We start from the raw sequence: 15,185 nt of genomic DNA on the forward strand, positions 1-15,185 counted from the left end.
ACATGGCGGTTCAGGAGGTCCTCAAAGCCCTCGGCTCGTGGGAGATCAAGCTCCTCTCTCAGACGCCCCGCGATGTCCTCGACGCCCTCGACTACTTCGGGCACGTGGCCATCATCCCCGGGCGCCTGGATCCACTCCAGTACGGTGACAACCTCCTCGACATCGCCCGCTACGTCGGCGTGCTCCGCACGCGCACCGTCGGCGACGACGGCCGCACCAACGCCCCCCAGGACGACCTCTCCATCGGCGGGGTGGGGATGGCGTTCTGGCTCGGCGACGAGGACGGGAAAGGCGACGTCTACGAGAACGCCGTCGAACCCGCCTCCGCCTCCTTCGCCACCGCCGTCACCATGCTGCTCCCAGCGTCCGGCGCGGTCACCGCAGGCACCCTCTACAGCGTGACCGGCACCTACACCGGCCGCCACCGGTACGAGTCGCCCCGCGCGGCCATCCAGTACGTGTGCGACACCATGTCCACCACCAGCGTGCCCGTGTCCTGGCGCGTGAACGGGGACGGCACACTCGACGCCGGTCCGGACTCGAACCTGTTCGTCACAACCCCGACATGCGTCATCACCACCAAGGACGCCGGCGAGGACATGGCCATGCGCGCGCTGCCCGGCAGCGTGGACGTGACGCGGGATGTGGAGGACTACAGCACTCGCGTAGTGCTGCTCGCCGAGGGTGACGGCACGAGTATCGCCACCGGCAGCGCGGACGTGTTGCCTGCGACCTCGTACAAGAACATCCACGGCGGTCCGCTGAAGCTCACCCGGCTGGTGTCAGAGTCGGACACAGCGACCGCGAACGCCGCGGTCCGCGCCCAGTTGGCCCTGTCGCAGTTCACGTCGACCCGCAACGCGCTCAGCCTCAGCACCACCGACTATGACGTGCACGGCAGCTTCGTCGTCGGTGACCGAGTCTGGGTGTACGATCCCGACTCCGGGCTGATCGACACCAGCACAGAGATCACCTTCCGGGGCACCCGCATCAATCCGATCAAGCTCCAGGTGACCGAGACAGCATGGGCGATCACCGAGCAGTACACCGTCGCCTACCGCACCGCGGCCGGCATGTGGATCGACCTGACGCAGTACGTCGACTGGGAGACCGACACCACCTCCGCGGTGACGGTCGGGGACTTCTCCCGCCAGCTCACCAACAGCAGTACCGAGCCGGTCGGGTCCCGGCCGAACGCTGACACCTCGGTCCCGGGCCAGCCCGTCCTCATCGAGCCCTTCACCGGGGTCGCCTACCTCGACAACCGCGGCTTCACCCGCGCCCGCGTCATCCTCTCCTGGAACGCCCCGAACAACGTCGACGGCTCCACAGTGCTCGACGGGTCCCACTACGAGATCCGGTACGCCGTCGACACCGACATGATCTACCCGGCCACCTGGGCGTCGGTGTCCCAAGTCCGGTGGCAGGACCTACAGGTCTGGTCACAGCCGTTTGCCGCCCCGGACGGGGACTGGCAGACCATGGTCGTCAACTGGGATCAGACGACCGCACAGATCCAGGACCTGTCGCCCGGGATCGGCTACGACGTGCAGATCCGCGGCGTTGACACCACCGGCAACGCCGGCGCCTGGTCCCCGGTGACGACGTTCGTGGCGTCCGCCGACAACATCCCGCCCAGCACGCCGGCCGCGCCTTCGATGGCGGGGTCGCGGATCGCCGTGCAGGTCACCCATCAGCTCGGCAAGTCCAGCGGCGGTTCCTTCAACCTCGAATCCGACCTGGATCATCTGGAGATCCACGTCTCCTACGAGCCCGGCTTCACCCCGACCGCGGCCACCGTGAAGGGGAAGGCCGTCGCGAACGCGGGCATGATCCAGGCGCAGATCCCTGTCGTCTTCACCGCACAGGTGGAGGAGACCTCCGCCCGCTACGTGCGGGTCGTTGCGGTCGACAAGACCGGCAACAAGTCCGGACCGTCCGACGCGGCGACCGCGACCGCCCTCCTCATCGACGACGCCCATATTTCCGACTTGACCGTCACCAAGGTCACCGCAGGGACGATCACCGCTGACTGGATCATCGGCGCCCGCATCAAAACCGCCGACACCGGAGCCCGAGCTGAGCTGAACTCCGGGGGCATCGGCTTGTGGAACTCGGCCGGCGTCCAGACCTTGTACGCAGCCGCCGCGACCGGCGACATCACGATCGTCGGGCAGTTGAAGTCGGGCACCTCTGGCCGACGGCTGGAGATCAACCCGACCACCACCTACCTGCCGGAGATCCGCTTCTACCCGAGCACGGGCAGCGACTACGGCTACATCAACGGAGTCTCCTCGAATTCTGAGGTCAACCTGGGCCTGAACTCGTCGCCGTACGACGATGGCGGCGGAACCTCGGCCATCTCGCGGGTCTACCTCACGGCAGGGGCCGGAGCACGACTTGAGGTCGTCACACAGGCCGGGCAGCTCCGTCACGGCGGATACATCGAGGCGGGCGTCAACGCATTCATCCAAGGGTTCGAAACCGGCGGAGTCCAAGGCGGCTACTTCTACGCCGACTCCTCGCGCGGGCGAGTGGGATGGAACACGACCGATCCAGACGGCCAGTACTTTGACTTCACCAGCGGACGCACCCGACACGTCGGCCAGTGGGCGAACTACATCACGGCGTCCACCACCGAGGGCATCTTCACCGGCTCCGTCGGCTGGAACTTCGGCAGCGGCGGCACCAATGCCGTGGCCATCAGCTACGGCCCCACCATGGCCTCGACCATGATCCCCGTCTGTCAGTTCCGCTACCCGAATACCGCAATGCGCCAAGGCCAGGTCACCGCCAGTTCCACCAGCGGATTCACCTACGAACTGGCCTCGGCCGGCCCGAACGCGACGAACAACGGCAGCGTCGGGTTCTGGTGCTATCGCGTCTGAGAGAGGAGACCCTGATGGGAGCACGCGTCCGCACGGTGGAGTCCGTGGAGGAGCACCGGCACGGAGGAGCGGACTGCTGGCATGTCGTGACCCGGGCGGCCGACGGGCACGGCGTCACTCACCTGTTCCCGAAAGAGACGCTGGAGTGGCGGGCCGCTGAGTTCGGTATCGATCCGGACGATGTGGATACCCTGCTCGATCTGGTGCTGCATGAGGCGTTCATCGACGACGCTGCGGATGGGCCGCCGGTCGCGGTGATGGCCGCGCGCAGTACGGCGGAGGCGCGTCAGGCGCAGGCCGATCGCATCGATGCGGTGGTGAAGGCGGCACGGGAGACCATCATCTTCGACCGGGCCAAGACCAGCCCCTTGGACGTGATCCGGCAGCGGCCCGGGACCAGCGTCGCCGGTTTCCGTGCGAAACGGGAGATGGCCGACGTCGGCCGCTGGAGACGCCTGTACGGAGGTCTCCCTGTAGAACCCGATTCGAAGGAGGCATCCCGTGCCTGACACTCCGACGACCCGCCTCGGTCTCTACAAGTCGGCCTCGGACGGTTCTGAGGACGTCAACTACACGACCGATATCGGCCAGAACCTGGACAGACTCGATGCAGCGGCCGGCTTCCAGCCCGTCACGTCGACGACCCGGCCGTCGTCCCCGTACTCCGGCAAGCCGATCATGGAGACCGACACCTCGTTCCGCACGTACTTCTCCAACGGCACCGCGCCGGCGTCCGCGTCCTGGGTGCAGATCCCCAACAGCAGCTCCACGTTCAACGCGGACCTCGACCTGACCGGTGGCAGACAACTGAACATCGGGGGCTCAGGGTCGGCGGCGAGCATCGCCGTCCTCGCCTCGGCGGCAGGCGACGACATTCTGTCCACGCGGGTGTCTGGCGACACGCAGAACCGGCACCTGATCGAGGCGGACGGGACGACGCTGTGGGGCCCAGGTGGTTCTATCGCCCCGGACGTGAACTTGTTCCGGTCTGCTGCCAACACGCTGAAGACGGACGATTCGTTTGTGATCGGCGGCGATCTCCGACTGGTCGGCGGTGCCACCGTCTACCGGAACAAACCAGCCTCAGTTACGACCGTCGCGAACACGACCGCTGAGACGGTGGTCGCCTCGCTGACGATCCCCGCGAACGATGCGGTCGTCGGCGCCATCTACCGCATCCGGGTCGTCACTGGTATCAGCTTCCTGGCCAGCGCGACGATGACGTGGCGGCTCCGTCTCGGTGGTCTCGCTGGGACGCTGCTCGCGCAGATGGGCGCGACCACGCTCTCCGGGACGGCGCAGACGGACAAGGAGTCCTGCGTGGAGGCGGATGTGATCTGCGTGAGCACCGGGGCGAGCGGGACGTGGTTTGCCGCGTTCCAGGAGCGCCGGAACAGTACACAGACCGGATCGGTAGCGGACATCCAGATGAACTACTCGGACGGCACGGTGGTGCGGGACACCACGGCGTCGGCTGATCTGGTTGTGACGGCGGACTGGGGCGCGGCGTCCGCGTCGAACACGCTGACCGCGTACGCGATCATGGAGCGCGTTGCCTAGCCCGGCTCATTGCCCGCGTCCGCCGGGCTCGGCTGCGGCGTTTCGCGGAGTCGGGCGTTCTCTGCCTCCAGACCGGTGATCTGCCGTTCCAGGCTGGCGGCACGGGCTTTGAGGAGGACGTTCTCGTCGGCGAGTTCGCCGCAGCGCTGCCGAAATGCGGCGAGCGCGTCTTCCATGCTGACCTGCTGGCCTTGAGGCTGGTTCACGACGGCTCCTGTGGGTTGAGGGCCTGGTTCCAGGCGATGGTGTCGGGGTGGTGGTGGGTGGCGACGGCTGCGGTGAGCGCGGCGAGGAAGCGCCTCGGCGGCGATGCTGCCGCGTCGCTCGCCAGACCCGAACTCGCTGCACTGCCTCAGGAGGCGTTCGCCTGCCCGGTAGTGCTCCGGCCCCGTCATGACGCCCGCCCTTCAGCGTCGCCGCGCCCCGGGATGCCCGAGCTGTTCATTCCATGATGCGACCATGCCCACGTCCGCCGGGGCACGTGCACGATCTTGGCCCCGGCTTCCGCGCACCCCACCGTGAAGTGCCAGTCCTCACCACCCCGGTGGCCGCCGACGATGCTGCCCTCGGGCGGGTCGAAGAACCCGACCCGCTGCGCTAGTTCGGTCCGCACCAGCGTGGTGATCGTGGTCTGGTGCGGGGCCTGCGGGTTGAACTGCTTTCCGAAGTGGCCGAGCGGGTCATTGGCGGGCCACGGCCGGCCATCGGGGAAGTGGACCATGTAGTAGGAGAACACGTAGTCGGCGTGAAAGATCTTCGCCCCGGCGGCCAGCACCCGCAGGTGCTCCGGGTAGAACCAGTCGTCGCTGTCGAGGAAGGCAACCCACTCGGTCTCGACCGCGTCGAGGGCGCGTTGCCGGGTGACGGCTGCGCCGTCGCCGTTCTCGTCGATGGCGATGCTGATGTCGGCGGCCGGGAGCAGCTGCGCGCGCACCGACTGGACGGCCCGCACGAGCATGCCGTTCTCGACCCGGGCCGGGTGTGCGGGGATGCACACGGTGATCTCCCCGAAGGCGCTCATGGCCGCCACTTCTCGTCGTAGTCCGGGTGCGCGGCGAACGGCACCGCAAGGAAGCGGAGCGCGTGCCGCATGGTGTTGGTCGCGCCCGTCATCAGGTCGTACGGCGGAGTACCGGTCCCGGTGGCAGCAAGACTCCGCTCGGCGTCCTCGTAGACCGTGAGCACGGCAAGCTTGGCGTCTAGGTCGGCGAGCGCGGCATCCGGGCCGTTGGCGGCGATGTACTCCGCGTCCGCAGCCGTCAGGACCCCGCCGTCTCCGTTCCCTTCGAGCTCAGCGACCGGCCGCACCCCGAAATAGCCCGGCAGGCTGACGGGCGCCGACCCCGTGGAGATCTGCACGAGCGGCTTGCGCGGCTCGTAGAACTCGATCTCCGCCGTCCAGGGTCCGGCCGTCGCCGCGAGCGCAAGCGCCCGCCGCTCCTCGTAGCGGGCCCGCAGGAACTCCACGATGCCGCTCACCGCAGCACCCCCTGCGCCCACGCATACGCATCCCCCGGATTCGCCCGATACTCCACATGCGAGTACCGGAACAGCCCCACCAGCCCCTCCCGCAGGGCCGCAGGTGAGACGTTCTCGTACCACTCGCCCGGCAAAGGACGCGGACCACCCGACGCCCCGTGCTCCAGGCGCCCCGTCGACGCGCACGTCACGAACAGGGACTCCGGGCCGTCCGGCTCCAACGCCTGCGACGCCGTCCGCAGGAGCGCCGCCCACCGCTCGACGTGCTCCAGCACCTCCGTACACACCACCAGGTCGAACCGATCCCAGTCGGCCGGCCACGGCCCGGTGGCGTCGTGCACCAGGTCCACGCCGGGCCCCGGCTCTATGTCAAGGCCCGTCCACTTCGCTTCCGGCAGCAGATCACGAACGCTGCCGTTGATGTCCCGGCCGCCAAGATCCAGCACCCGCCACGGTGCCGTCAGATCCAGGCCAGAGGAATCGAGCTGCCGGGCCAGCCCGTCGCGCGCTTCGGGATGCATCAGTGCGGCGCCCTTCCCCACTTGCTGATGAACGTCTGCCGGTCCCGGCCCGCTTGTTCCGCAAGATCGGGCCGCTCGGCCGTGGATGCGTTCGGGCAGCGGTGTTCGACCGCGAGCCCGGGAACCAGGAGCGCCCCGCGTTGCTCGCGCGCACGCCAGTCGAGATCATCGTCCGAGTACCACCAGGCCATCGACTCGTCCAGGCGGAGCCTGCTCTCGCCTCGGAGCATGTAGGCGTACCCGCTGATCCGCTGCCGCAGGTCCACCGGCTCCGCCCGAGTGTGAAGGACCTGCTGCTGGCCGCCTGCCTGGTCCGGGTAGGCGAGCACCGCGGTCGTGGAACGCATCGCGGTCGACAGCGCGTCCACCCAGCCGGGCGGCACCACGACATCGGAGTTGAGGACGATCGCGTCCCATTCGTCGGTCGGCGTGGCTTGGGCAGCGCAGTTCAGGCCGAGGTTCCACAGGAGGCTGATGTTCGGCGGGTCGAGGGCCACGTACAGGACTCCGACCTTGCCGTGCCACTGCTCGGGGTCGATCGGCGGCGTCGATCCGTTGTCGACCACGATGACCCGGTCCACCTGGTCCACCACGGAGTTGATGCAGTCGGCCAGCATCTCGTGCCGGTCGCGCGTCGGGATGATAGCGGCACGGTGTAGGGCGGTCATGGGGCAACCTGCTTGCTTGGTGCCGTGGTCTGCGTCGTGAAGTCGTGGACGGCGGTCAGCCAGCCGAAGCGGTCGCCGCAACGGACGAAGAGCCTGCGGGGCCTAGGCATCGGCGCTCCAGATAGTGCTGTGGGCTCTGTCGGTCTCCTCGCGCAGGGGTGCGTACATGTAGATCGCGAGACTCTTCCTCCAGTGGTCGCCGACGATCGGGTCCGGGTGTCCGTGCCACGACTCCGGACCGCACGCGAACAGCACGGTCCGGTTGAACAGCGGCTCGACTGCGACCACCTGCCCAGTGCCGAGGTGCAGGACGCCGCCCCACTCGGCAGCCCACTCCTCGTTCAGGAAGACGAGCAGATTGAGACGGCGCTCCAGCCGGAGTGTCGGGTGAAACGAGAAGTCGCGGTGCATCGCCAGCCGACCGCCTTCGCCGGTCATGTGCATCCCGCCGCCGAGATCGTCCGCCGTGAGCGGCCCGATACCAGTCGCCCTCTCCAGCGCGCGGCAGGTCTCCGCGGAGCGGGCCGTCTCGAAGAAACTGCGCGTGGCCGGGCCCCACATGTTCGAGGCGCCGGCGCGCTTCCCGATCTCCTTCGGGTCCGGGTAGGTGATCCACCGTGGGTCATCGCCGGGCGGGAACTCGGCGGCGCAGGCGCTTAGCAGCGCTGGGTCCCACAGCCCGTCGGCGACAACGTGCGGGAACGGGGCCGCGGTACCGAATCGCTCCGGGCTGATGCAGTCCAGGTCAGGCGGCACGGGCGTTCTCCTTTGCGTGCAGGGCTGCGATGAGCAGGGAGTCGGGGGTGCCCATGTCCGACCACAGGCCAGGGGCCTCCCGTACGTCCATCAGCCCGCACCGCAGGTAGGCGTTGTTCAGGTCGGTGATCTCTAGCTCGCCCCGGGCTGAGGGCGTCATCGTGCGGATGAACTGGAAGGCGTCGGTGTCGTACACGTATAGGCCGGTCACTGCGAGATTGGACGGCGGATTCGTCGGCTTCTCCACGATCTGCTCGCTGCCCGGGTCGTAGATCCCGAAGGCTTGCGGCCGGTCGGTGGGGCTGGTGAAGATGGCCGGTTCGCTGGGCATCGCGGGCATGGTGGAGAAGTAGTTGTCGCCGAGGATCACCGGGAACAGGCCGTCCACGTACCCCTCAGCGAGAGTGAGCGCCCCGGCGATCCCGTCTGGCCGTTCCTGCACCCGGTAGGTGAAGCCGCCGCCGAGGAGCTGTGCGAAGCCGCCGACTTGCTCGCCGCCGGTGACGATGAGGATGTCGTCGACGCCCATGGCGCGGAGGGTGGCTATCGGGTAGTAGATCATCGGCCGGTCGTAGACGGGCAGCAGGTGCTTGTTCACGACGCGGGTGGTGTCGCCGAGGCGGCTGCCGCGTCCACCGGCGAGGATGACGCCTTTCATCCGAGGACCGCCTTCTCCCAGAAGGGTGCGAGGGCGCTGATCGTGAAGCGGCGGGCGTGTTCGTGGGCGGCGGCGCCCATCTCTGCCCGCGTCTCGGGCTCGGTGGCGAGGGTGCGGAGGCGCTGGGCCCATTCGTGGTCGCGGCGTACGAGGTAGCCGGTGACACCGTGCTGGACGAAGTCCTCGTACGGGCGGACGGCGGAGGCGACGACGGGGATGCTGAGGGCGGCGCATTCCAGGGCTTTGATCGCGGATTTCGACTGGTTGAAGACGTGGGGTAGGAGCGGTGTGACGCCGATGTGGTAGTCGATGGTCCGGTAGTAGTCCTCAACACTCCGCTGCCAGCGAGTGAAGCGGCGGCGGGGTGCGCGGAGGAGTGCGCCGTAGTCGTTGCCGATGCAGTGGAGTTCCGTCTGTGGGTGACGTTGGAGGAAGCGGCGTATTTGCTGGTCGGCGTGGCCCCAGTCCATGTTGTGGGTGGCGGAGCCGCCCCAGCCGATGGTGATGGTGCCGTCGGTGCGCTGGCGTGGGGTGTGGTCGACGAGCCAGTCGGGGATGGCGTTGGGGATGATGTGGACGTTGGGGTTCCACTGGCGGACGATGTTGGCGAGCGGCTCCGTCGTCACCGTCACTGCGGCGGCGACCTGGATGTTGCGGATGATGTTGTCGCGGATATCCGGCCGGCCGTAGTACTGGTGGGCTTTCGGGCTGCGGTGGTCGATGTTGAAGAGGTCGTCGTCCACCTCGTAGATCAGTTTGCGGCCTTCGGCTGCGAGTTGCTGCCACAGGATGCTGGGGTTGGGGTCGCAGACGCGCTGGCCGATGACGGTGACGTCGCGGTTGTGGCGGACGGGCTGGGGGAGCCGGGTGCCGTGGTGGGTGGCGTAGCCGCGTGCGGCGAGTCCCTGCATGGGGAGTTGGGCGCGGTAGTAGCCGCAGCCTGCGTTGTCGGCTGCCCAGGCGAATACGTCGAGGGTGGGTATCGCGGCGAAGGGGTCGCGCCAGCTTGGGCCGCGTAGGGCGAGTGGGGTGTTGTAGGCGGGGTGGGCGGGCGCGATGGTCTGCGCGGTCATTGACTTGCTCCGCCGTTGCGGGTAACCCGCCGAGCAGCTTTGTCGATGAGTCGGTTCACCTCAAGGCGCTGCGTTTCTGTGAGGTCGCCGGTGATGCGGATCTCCACTTCCGGCGCCGGGCTGCCCGGCTGATGGAACTCCGCGATGTGAGAGGTCAGTGCCCGTCCCGCAGACTGTTCGCTGGTGTGGTCGAGGGACAGTGCGCCGTCGCAGGTGTCGGTGCCCCAGCAGCGGAACACCCACCGCTGCCCGCCGTGGTCGGCCCGGTACTGCTGGACCACCAAGCCGCTGTAGGCGGAGGGGTTGGCGTTCTTGCTCATCGGCTGCTCCGCACTGTGGTGGGCTGGTAGTCGTGAGTGACGGGTCCGTGCGGGGCGAGCATGAAGAACGCGAACAGGCAGCCCAGGACGTGGCAGATCACGGTCACGGCGTGGGCCTCTCTCCGGCGTCGGGACGACGACCACCGCGGGGCACGGTCTGCAACTCCCGTGCTCGCGCGAGGTTGGCGTCGGTGAATCCGAACGGGCGGAAGAGATCGCACCTCGCGCACCGCCCGTAGGTGTCGCTGTCGAGCACGGGCCTCACGCACACGCAGGTCGAGTGGGCTCGCTCGATCGACGAGCAGCCGTGATGGAAGAGGCCCCTCTCGCCCTGCCACCAGCGGGCGCGCGGACCGTTCCACTGGTGCGAGAAGTTGACGGCGTCACCCTTGCGGTCGCGTCCGCCGCACCACGCGCAGCGGGTCAGGAGGCGACGTCGCCTATTCTGGTACGGCCTGAACTGGATCTTCCAGTGGTGGACATGCCAGCGCCACGCACGCGAGAACCGCCAGGTGCCATCACTGCGTTGGACGCGCTTCCCGCACTCGGAGAGGCCATCGCGTCCGCCCGGCTCGCGATGCCACACAGTGATCAGGGAAGGCCAGTAGTAGTCCCGGCCGTTGAGGCGCGAGAACGCGCTGTAGCTGGAGGGGCGCCACCAAGGGAACGCGCCGTCCCGGTGAGGTGGATCGTCCTGACACGCGGAGACGCAGTCGTGGTGGAGGCGGATGCGCCACCGCACGGACGCGTGGCCTGCTGCTGGAAGGGGCGAGCGCTGGGGCCAGGGGCGGCGGATCTCGAACGCGACGGTGAGCGGGTCATGCATGGCTGCTCCTGTGCGGGTGTGGCGCGGGTTGTGGACGGCAGGGTCAACCCGCACGGAAGCCCCTGCCGTCAGCCTCTGAGCGAAGGCTGCCCGAACTGTAGCCTACGAATCACAGGCACACGCGTACGTCTAGGCTACGATTCCAAGGAGGCGTGGCGGTAGGAGGAACCCATGGCCTTCCCCGACGGCATACAAACGGTCACCGTCACCGCCGGAACCAGCGGCTACCGCACCCTCGCAGGACGCATCCCCACGGGCACCCTCCGCTTCACCCCGTCCGTAGCCCGCGTCGTCTCCGCCGAACACGGCGTCATCGCCCTCGGCAGCGAAAACGCCACCATCGGCGCCTCCGGCGACTTCACCGTCGAACTCCTCGCCACCGATGCCGACGGCTTCGAACCCTCCGGCTGGACCTACCGAGTCGACGAGAATTTCACCAACGCGCCCGGCCAGGCGTGGAACATCAGCCTCCCCGCCGCCGCCCCGACCGTCGCGCTACCGGGCCTCATCGAGGTGGAGTCCTCCACCGGCACCGTGTCCATGCCCGCTGTCCTCTCCGTCAACGGCGAGACCGGCATCGTCAACCTCGACGCCGCGGACATCGGCGCCCCGCCCACCTCCCGCCAGATCCTCGCGGGCACTGGTCTCACCGGCGGCGGTACCCTCACCGCCGACCGCACCCTCACCGTGGCCTTCGGCACCACCGCCACCACGGTCTGCGCCGGGAACGACGGACGCCTCACCGACGCCCGAACCCCCCTCGCGCACGCCGCAACTCACAGCGTCGGCAGCAGCGACCCGGTCGCGGTCACTCAGGCCCAGGTCACCGGCCTCTCCGTCGCCCTTGACGCAAAGGCATCTCTCGCTGGCGCCACCTTCACCGGCGACCTCACCGTCAACGGCGCCGACCTCGCCGTCCTCGGCACCGGCAAGGGCTACCGATTCCGCCGCGGCGGCGGCGCTCTTGACCTGGAGGCCGCCGGCTCAGACCTCCTGATATCCAACTGGTCCGGCGGCGACTTCACGGGCACCCAGCACTCCTACCTGCGGCTCTCGGCAGATGCCCAGAACGTGCAGCTTGAGGGGAAGTTCGAGTCGGTCACGGCGCTCTACGGCGGCGCCGTCCACACCCTCGACCCAACCACCGGCGTCGCGTCCCTCGGCGGCAAGAACGGCCTGACCGCTCTCCGGCTGGCGGGGTTCAAGGCCAGCGCCGGCGCCCCGTCGACGGGTGCGTGGACGGCCGGTGATGTGGTCCTCGACTCGGCCGGCGGCTGGCATCTGTGCACCGCGTCGGGGACCCCCGGTACGTGGACGTGACGACTTCAGAGAGAGGCAGTTCTATGGCGACACCCCTGACCCCGGACAAGTTCGTCGCGATCCTGAAGGCCGAGGGCGTGCGGATCAGCGAATACCCGGGCTGGCGTGCGCGCGAACGGGATGACGAGACGGGCAAGGCTTTCGGGCCGGTCCACATGGTCCTGAACCATCACACGGCGGGCAGCAGTTCGCGGGATGTCGTGGCGAAGAGCGGTGTGGCCGGTCTGCCGGGCCCGCTGGCGCACATCTACCTCGCCAAGACCGGCGTGGCCACCATGTGCAGCGCGGGCCGCGCGAACCACGCGGGGACCATGGCGCGCAACGCGTACGACAGCTTCCTCAACGAGCGCACCGTGCACCCGAAGCCGTTGAAGTCCACCGGCACGGTCGACGGGAACGACGTCAGCTACGGGATCGAGACGGAGAACCGCGGCGACAACAAGGACACCTACCCACGGGTCCAGTACGACGCGTGGGTGCGGATCAACGCGGCACTGTGCCGGACCTACGGCTGGTCGGGGGAGTCCTGCGCCGGGCATCTGGAGACCTCCGTCGAGGGCAAGGTCGACCCGCGCGGCCCGGTCGAGGGTTATGGAGCGCGCGGTCGGTTCGTGTTCTCGATGGGGCAGTTCCGCAAGGACGTGGCGGAGCGGTTGAAGCATCCCGCGTCCTGGTCGCCCGGCACGACGACGCCGGCGCCGAAGCCCACCCCGAAGCCCACCGTCGAGGATCGTCTCGGCGCACTGGAGAAGCGCGTCACCGCGCTGGAGAAGAGGTAGATCATGCCCGAGTTCACACTGCCCGACGACGCCGAGACCGTGGTGAAGACCGCCGCCGCCTACGCCCGCGACCTCGCCGAGCGCGTCATCTGGACATTCCTCGTCGCCGCCGGGGGCGTCGCCCTCGCCGCCGGACCTGGCGATATGTTCTCTGCATCCCTGTGGGAGACCGTCGGCGTGGCCGGACTGGCTGCGGTCGGCTCCCTCATCAAGGGCGTGTTCGCCCAGTTCGTCGGCGTCAAGAACTCGGCGTCCACTGCCTCGGGTGTCTAGGTGAGGTGCCGTGCAGTGCGGCGGCTGGCCCGCGTGCTGGGCCGCCGCGGCGCGATCCTCCTCTCGTACGGCACCGTGTGGGCGCTGTACGGGTACGGGCAGTTGATCTCCCCGCAGCCGGATCAGCGCGGTCTGACGCTGGCCGTGCAGCTGCTGCCCTTGGAGGTGTGGGGCTGGCTGTGGATGGTGTCCGGGATCATCGCGGTCGCGGCGGCGTGGATGCCGCAAGGCGTGGACTGGCCCGGTTTCCTCGCCCTGCCGTTGATCGTCCTGCCGTGGATGGCCAGTTACCTCGCGTCCTGGCTGCAAGGCGACTTCCCGCGCGGCTGGGTGGCCGCTGCGGTGTGGGCGGCGATTGCTGTACCGGTGCTGGTAGTGGCGGGATGGCGTGAGCCTCCCCGCATGAAGAGAGTGAGCGGCCCATGACGGCTGTGGACACGTGGGTGCAGGCCGGGCTGGCGGCGGTTGGGGCGATCGGCGGTGTCGTTGCCGCTCGTTCCGCCCGCCGTACCAAGCGGCAGGAGCGGCGTGACGATTTCACCGCGGTGACCGATCGGATGGATAGGGAGATCAAGCGTCTGGAGACGCGGCAGACGGAGCAGCAGGAGCAGATGACCGGGCAGGGTGCGGCGATCGCCTGGCTCGTCGATGACCGGCGCAGTCTCGTCGGCTACATCCGGGGTGCCGGGCTGGAGCCTCCGGCGCCACGTCCGATTCCGGACCGGGCCCGCCCGTACCTTGACCACATCGACGTGTGAACTGGACCGGTGGTCGTGGTGACCACCGGTCGGGGGCGATTCATCCAACCGAAAGAGGCAGAGGAAATGCAGAGTTGCCGGTCTCCCGAAGGGATGGTCGTCGGACTGGTCGACGCCATCATCGGCATCGTGCGGTACCTCGCAGTAGCCGACCTCACCACGCTACCTGTGCAGGAGGCGTTGGCGGATCTGTTCGAAGATCCCGACTTCCGGAAAATTCAGGACGCAAGACGCGAGTAGTCCCCGCCCCCTGCCACGGTCACCATGACCGTGGCAGGGGGCGTTCTGTCGTTCCGGTATGACGATTCCACCCACACGGGGGGCGCGCGCCGTGATCGCTGTGCGTGCGCCTCTGCTGCGCCGCTATCAACAGAACATGATCAAATCTGTTGTGCGCGGCCTCGCTGCCGCTGCTCTCGCTGCTACGTCCCTCGTCGTCATCCCGTCGCCCGCACAGGCCGCCGAGTCCGCCCGGATCGGCGTGGCGGTGGGTCTGCTGCCGGTCGCGGCCGAGGACCGCACCGGCTACACCCGCGACGCCTTCAAGCACTGGAACGCGGGCCTGAACCCGACGGACGGCTGCAACACGCGCGCCGAGGTCCTGATCGCGGAGGCGGTGGCCGCTCCGACAGTCGGCGCCCGGTGCGCGCTGTCGGGCGGGGAGTGGACGTCGTACTACGACGAGAAGCTGGTGACGGCGGCGGGGTCGCTGGATATCGACCACATGGTGCCGCTGGCGGAGGCGTGGGACTCGGGGGCGGATGAGTGGACGCCGGCCCGGCGCGAGGCGTACGCGAACGACCAGGGCCAGGCCTCGTCGCTGGTCGCGGTGACTGCGGCGTCGAACCGGAGCAAGTCTGACCAGGATCCGGCCGAGTGGCTGCCCCCGGCGGCGTCGGCCCTGTGCCGGTACACCGCAGAGTGGACGGCGACGAAGCTGCGGTGGGGGCTTGCGGTCGACGCGACCGAGCAGGCCCGGCTGCTGCATCTGGCGGCTGGCTGCACGGACACGGTGGTCGAGTGGGAGGTCGCGTAGGCGCTTGGCCCGCCTGTCTGTTGGGGGCGGGGCCTAGGATGGTTGCCACTGCCGGAAGGGGGACACCATGGCCCGGGTCATCAAGTACGGCGATGTGCTGATGGTCGCCAGCGGAGCGATCATGCTCATCGCCGCCCAGCCGCACTTCGGTTGGTGGTTCGGCTGGGGTGTCGCGGCGTCGGCCGTGGCCGCGTCTCACATCTATCGCGCCCGCCTCGCCCGCCGCTGACCCGCCGGGAGCCGCCCCTCTCGCCTCGGGCGGGAGGGGCT

General features: G+C 68.6%; 21 protein-coding genes. 11 read left to right on the forward strand and 10 right to left on the reverse strand.

Going from position 1 to position 15,185, the window contains the following annotated elements; genetic code table 11:
- The first annotated feature begins 2 nt into the window (after positions 1-2).
- From ABZX40_RS13620 to ABZX40_RS13630, 3 genes are read left to right on the forward strand one after another with little or no spacing between them, the layout of a single operon-like run.
- Positions 3-2,888 (forward strand): hypothetical protein, encoded by a 2,886-nt coding sequence (locus ABZX40_RS13620; RefSeq protein WP_355734970.1) that lies wholly within the window; start codon positions 3-5, stop codon positions 2,886-2,888.
- Between the two features lie 14 nt (positions 2,889-2,902).
- Positions 2,903-3,397, forward strand: a complete 495-nt coding sequence (locus ABZX40_RS13625) for a hypothetical protein (protein ID WP_355734973.1) — start codon at positions 2,903-2,905, stop codon at positions 3,395-3,397.
- A complete protein-coding gene (locus ABZX40_RS13630) occupies positions 3,390-4,448 on the forward strand; it encodes a hypothetical protein (protein WP_355734976.1) in 1,059 nt (352 codons plus the stop codon). The genes ABZX40_RS13625 and ABZX40_RS13630 overlap by 8 nt, the downstream gene beginning before the upstream one ends.
- Here ABZX40_RS13630 and ABZX40_RS13635 read toward each other — a convergent pair.
- The 10 genes from ABZX40_RS13635 to ABZX40_RS13680 form a co-directional block, all read right to left on the reverse strand.
- Complete coding sequence (locus ABZX40_RS13635) at positions 4,445-4,654, reverse strand: hypothetical protein (protein WP_355734979.1); 210 nt, start codon at positions 4,652-4,654, stop codon at positions 4,445-4,447. The two genes, ABZX40_RS13630 and ABZX40_RS13635, sit on opposite strands and share 4 nt — an antisense overlap.
- Positions 4,655-4,839: 185 nt before the next feature.
- Positions 4,840-5,469, reverse strand: coding sequence for a glycosyltransferase (locus tag ABZX40_RS13640; RefSeq protein WP_355734982.1), 630 nt, complete (start codon positions 5,467-5,469; stop codon positions 4,840-4,842).
- Entirely contained in the window at positions 5,466-5,948 is a 483-nt protein-coding gene (locus ABZX40_RS13645; protein ID WP_355734984.1) for a DUF6221 family protein, read from the reverse strand. Before ABZX40_RS13645 ends, ABZX40_RS13640 begins: the two co-directional genes overlap by 4 nt.
- Positions 5,924-6,448: a class I SAM-dependent methyltransferase gene (locus tag ABZX40_RS13650; RefSeq protein WP_355734987.1), complete on the reverse strand. Its 525-nt coding sequence runs from the start codon at positions 6,446-6,448 to the stop codon at positions 5,924-5,926. The genes ABZX40_RS13645 and ABZX40_RS13650 overlap by 25 nt, the downstream gene beginning before the upstream one ends.
- On the reverse strand, positions 6,448-7,116 hold the full coding sequence (locus ABZX40_RS13655) for a glycosyltransferase (RefSeq protein ID WP_355734989.1): 669 nt from the start codon (positions 7,114-7,116) through the stop codon (positions 6,448-6,450). The genes ABZX40_RS13650 and ABZX40_RS13655 overlap by 1 nt, the downstream gene beginning before the upstream one ends.
- Positions 7,117-7,218: 102 nt before the next feature.
- Positions 7,219-7,872 carry a 2OG-Fe(II) oxygenase gene (locus tag ABZX40_RS13660; RefSeq protein WP_355734992.1) on the reverse strand — a complete coding sequence of 218 codons (654 nt, stop codon included), beginning with the start codon at positions 7,870-7,872 and terminating at the stop codon, positions 7,219-7,221.
- Positions 7,862-8,530, reverse strand: a complete 669-nt coding sequence (locus ABZX40_RS13665; RefSeq protein WP_355734995.1) for a sugar phosphate nucleotidyltransferase — start codon at positions 8,528-8,530, stop codon at positions 7,862-7,864. Before ABZX40_RS13665 ends, ABZX40_RS13660 begins: the two co-directional genes overlap by 11 nt.
- Positions 8,527-9,603, reverse strand: a complete 1,077-nt coding sequence (locus ABZX40_RS13670; protein ID WP_355734998.1) for a glycosyltransferase — start codon at positions 9,601-9,603, stop codon at positions 8,527-8,529. Before ABZX40_RS13670 ends, ABZX40_RS13665 begins: the two co-directional genes overlap by 4 nt.
- Positions 9,600-9,923 carry a hypothetical protein gene (locus ABZX40_RS13675; RefSeq protein WP_355735001.1) on the reverse strand — a complete coding sequence of 108 codons (324 nt, stop codon included), beginning with the start codon at positions 9,921-9,923 and terminating at the stop codon, positions 9,600-9,602. The genes ABZX40_RS13670 and ABZX40_RS13675 overlap by 4 nt, the downstream gene beginning before the upstream one ends.
- Positions 9,924-10,026: 103 nt before the next feature.
- Positions 10,027-10,749, reverse strand: coding sequence for a hypothetical protein (locus ABZX40_RS13680; protein WP_355735004.1), 723 nt, complete (start codon positions 10,747-10,749; stop codon positions 10,027-10,029).
- Positions 10,750-10,920: 171 nt separating this feature from the next.
- Here ABZX40_RS13680 and ABZX40_RS13685 point away from each other — a divergent pair, with 171 nt between their 5' ends.
- The 8 genes from ABZX40_RS13685 to ABZX40_RS13720 all read left to right on the forward strand — a co-directional run bounded on the left by ABZX40_RS13685 (position 10,921) and on the right by ABZX40_RS13720 (position 15,144).
- Positions 10,921-12,069 carry a hypothetical protein gene (locus tag ABZX40_RS13685; protein ID WP_355735006.1) on the forward strand — a complete coding sequence of 383 codons (1,149 nt, stop codon included), beginning with the start codon at positions 10,921-10,923 and terminating at the stop codon, positions 12,067-12,069.
- Between the two features lie 23 nt (positions 12,070-12,092).
- Positions 12,093-12,848 carry an N-acetylmuramoyl-L-alanine amidase gene (locus ABZX40_RS13690; protein ID WP_355735009.1) on the forward strand — a complete coding sequence of 252 codons (756 nt, stop codon included), beginning with the start codon at positions 12,093-12,095 and terminating at the stop codon, positions 12,846-12,848.
- A 3-nt stretch (positions 12,849-12,851) separates the two neighbouring features.
- Positions 12,852-13,121, forward strand: a complete 270-nt coding sequence (locus ABZX40_RS13695; protein WP_355735012.1) for a hypothetical protein — start codon at positions 12,852-12,854, stop codon at positions 13,119-13,121.
- Complete coding sequence (locus ABZX40_RS13700) at positions 13,122-13,547, forward strand: hypothetical protein (RefSeq protein WP_355735015.1); 426 nt, start codon at positions 13,122-13,124, stop codon at positions 13,545-13,547.
- Positions 13,544-13,879, forward strand: coding sequence for a hypothetical protein (locus tag ABZX40_RS13705; protein WP_355735018.1), 336 nt, complete (start codon positions 13,544-13,546; stop codon positions 13,877-13,879). The genes ABZX40_RS13700 and ABZX40_RS13705 overlap by 4 nt, the downstream gene beginning before the upstream one ends.
- A 9-nt stretch (positions 13,880-13,888) precedes the next feature.
- Positions 13,889-14,119: a hypothetical protein gene (locus ABZX40_RS13710; RefSeq protein WP_355735021.1), complete on the forward strand. Its 231-nt coding sequence runs from the start codon at positions 13,889-13,891 to the stop codon at positions 14,117-14,119.
- 136 nt (positions 14,120-14,255) lie between these two features.
- Entirely contained in the window at positions 14,256-14,915 is a 660-nt protein-coding gene (locus tag ABZX40_RS13715) for an HNH endonuclease family protein (RefSeq protein WP_355735024.1), read from the forward strand.
- A 67-nt stretch (positions 14,916-14,982) separates the two neighbouring features.
- Positions 14,983-15,144, forward strand: a complete 162-nt coding sequence (locus ABZX40_RS13720) for a hypothetical protein (protein ID WP_355735027.1) — start codon at positions 14,983-14,985, stop codon at positions 15,142-15,144.
- Positions 15,145-15,185: the final 41 nt, after the last annotated feature.

Source organism: Streptomyces sp. NPDC004610, assembly GCF_040609715.1.
Taxonomy (GTDB): domain Bacteria; phylum Actinomycetota; class Actinomycetes; order Streptomycetales; family Streptomycetaceae; genus Streptomyces.

Excerpts from the sequence above, each read along its gene's own strand:
- ABZX40_RS13670 (WP_355734998.1), bottom strand. The coding sequence starts at position 9,603 with ATGACCGCGCAGACCATCGCGCCCGCCCACCCCGCCTACAACACCCCA.
- ABZX40_RS13640 (WP_355734982.1), bottom strand. The coding sequence starts at position 5,469 with ATGAGCGCCTTCGGGGAGATCACCGTGTGCATCCCCGCACACCCGGCC.
- ABZX40_RS13705 (WP_355735018.1), top strand. The coding sequence starts at position 13,544 with ATGACGGCTGTGGACACGTGGGTGCAGGCCGGGCTGGCGGCGGTTGGG.
- ABZX40_RS13655 (WP_355734989.1), bottom strand. The coding sequence starts at position 7,116 with ATGACCGCCCTACACCGTGCCGCTATCATCCCGACGCGCGACCGGCAC.
- ABZX40_RS13715 (WP_355735024.1), top strand. The coding sequence starts at position 14,256 with ATGATCAAATCTGTTGTGCGCGGCCTCGCTGCCGCTGCTCTCGCTGCT.
- ABZX40_RS13675 (WP_355735001.1), bottom strand. The coding sequence starts at position 9,923 with ATGAGCAAGAACGCCAACCCCTCCGCCTACAGCGGCTTGGTGGTCCAG.
- ABZX40_RS13685 (WP_355735006.1), top strand. The coding sequence starts at position 10,921 with ATGGCCTTCCCCGACGGCATACAAACGGTCACCGTCACCGCCGGAACC.
- ABZX40_RS13720 (WP_355735027.1), top strand. The coding sequence starts at position 14,983 with ATGGCCCGGGTCATCAAGTACGGCGATGTGCTGATGGTCGCCAGCGGA.
- ABZX40_RS13650 (WP_355734987.1), bottom strand. The coding sequence starts at position 6,448 with ATGCATCCCGAAGCGCGCGACGGGCTGGCCCGGCAGCTCGATTCCTCT.
- ABZX40_RS13625 (WP_355734973.1), top strand. The coding sequence starts at position 2,903 with ATGGGAGCACGCGTCCGCACGGTGGAGTCCGTGGAGGAGCACCGGCAC.
- ABZX40_RS13620 (WP_355734970.1), top strand. The coding sequence starts at position 3 with ATGGCGGTTCAGGAGGTCCTCAAAGCCCTCGGCTCGTGGGAGATCAAG.
- ABZX40_RS13680 (WP_355735004.1), bottom strand. The coding sequence starts at position 10,749 with ATGCATGACCCGCTCACCGTCGCGTTCGAGATCCGCCGCCCCTGGCCC.
- ABZX40_RS13690 (WP_355735009.1), top strand. The coding sequence starts at position 12,093 with ATGGCGACACCCCTGACCCCGGACAAGTTCGTCGCGATCCTGAAGGCC.
- ABZX40_RS13695 (WP_355735012.1), top strand. The coding sequence starts at position 12,852 with ATGCCCGAGTTCACACTGCCCGACGACGCCGAGACCGTGGTGAAGACC.
- ABZX40_RS13665 (WP_355734995.1), bottom strand. The coding sequence starts at position 8,530 with ATGAAAGGCGTCATCCTCGCCGGTGGACGCGGCAGCCGCCTCGGCGAC.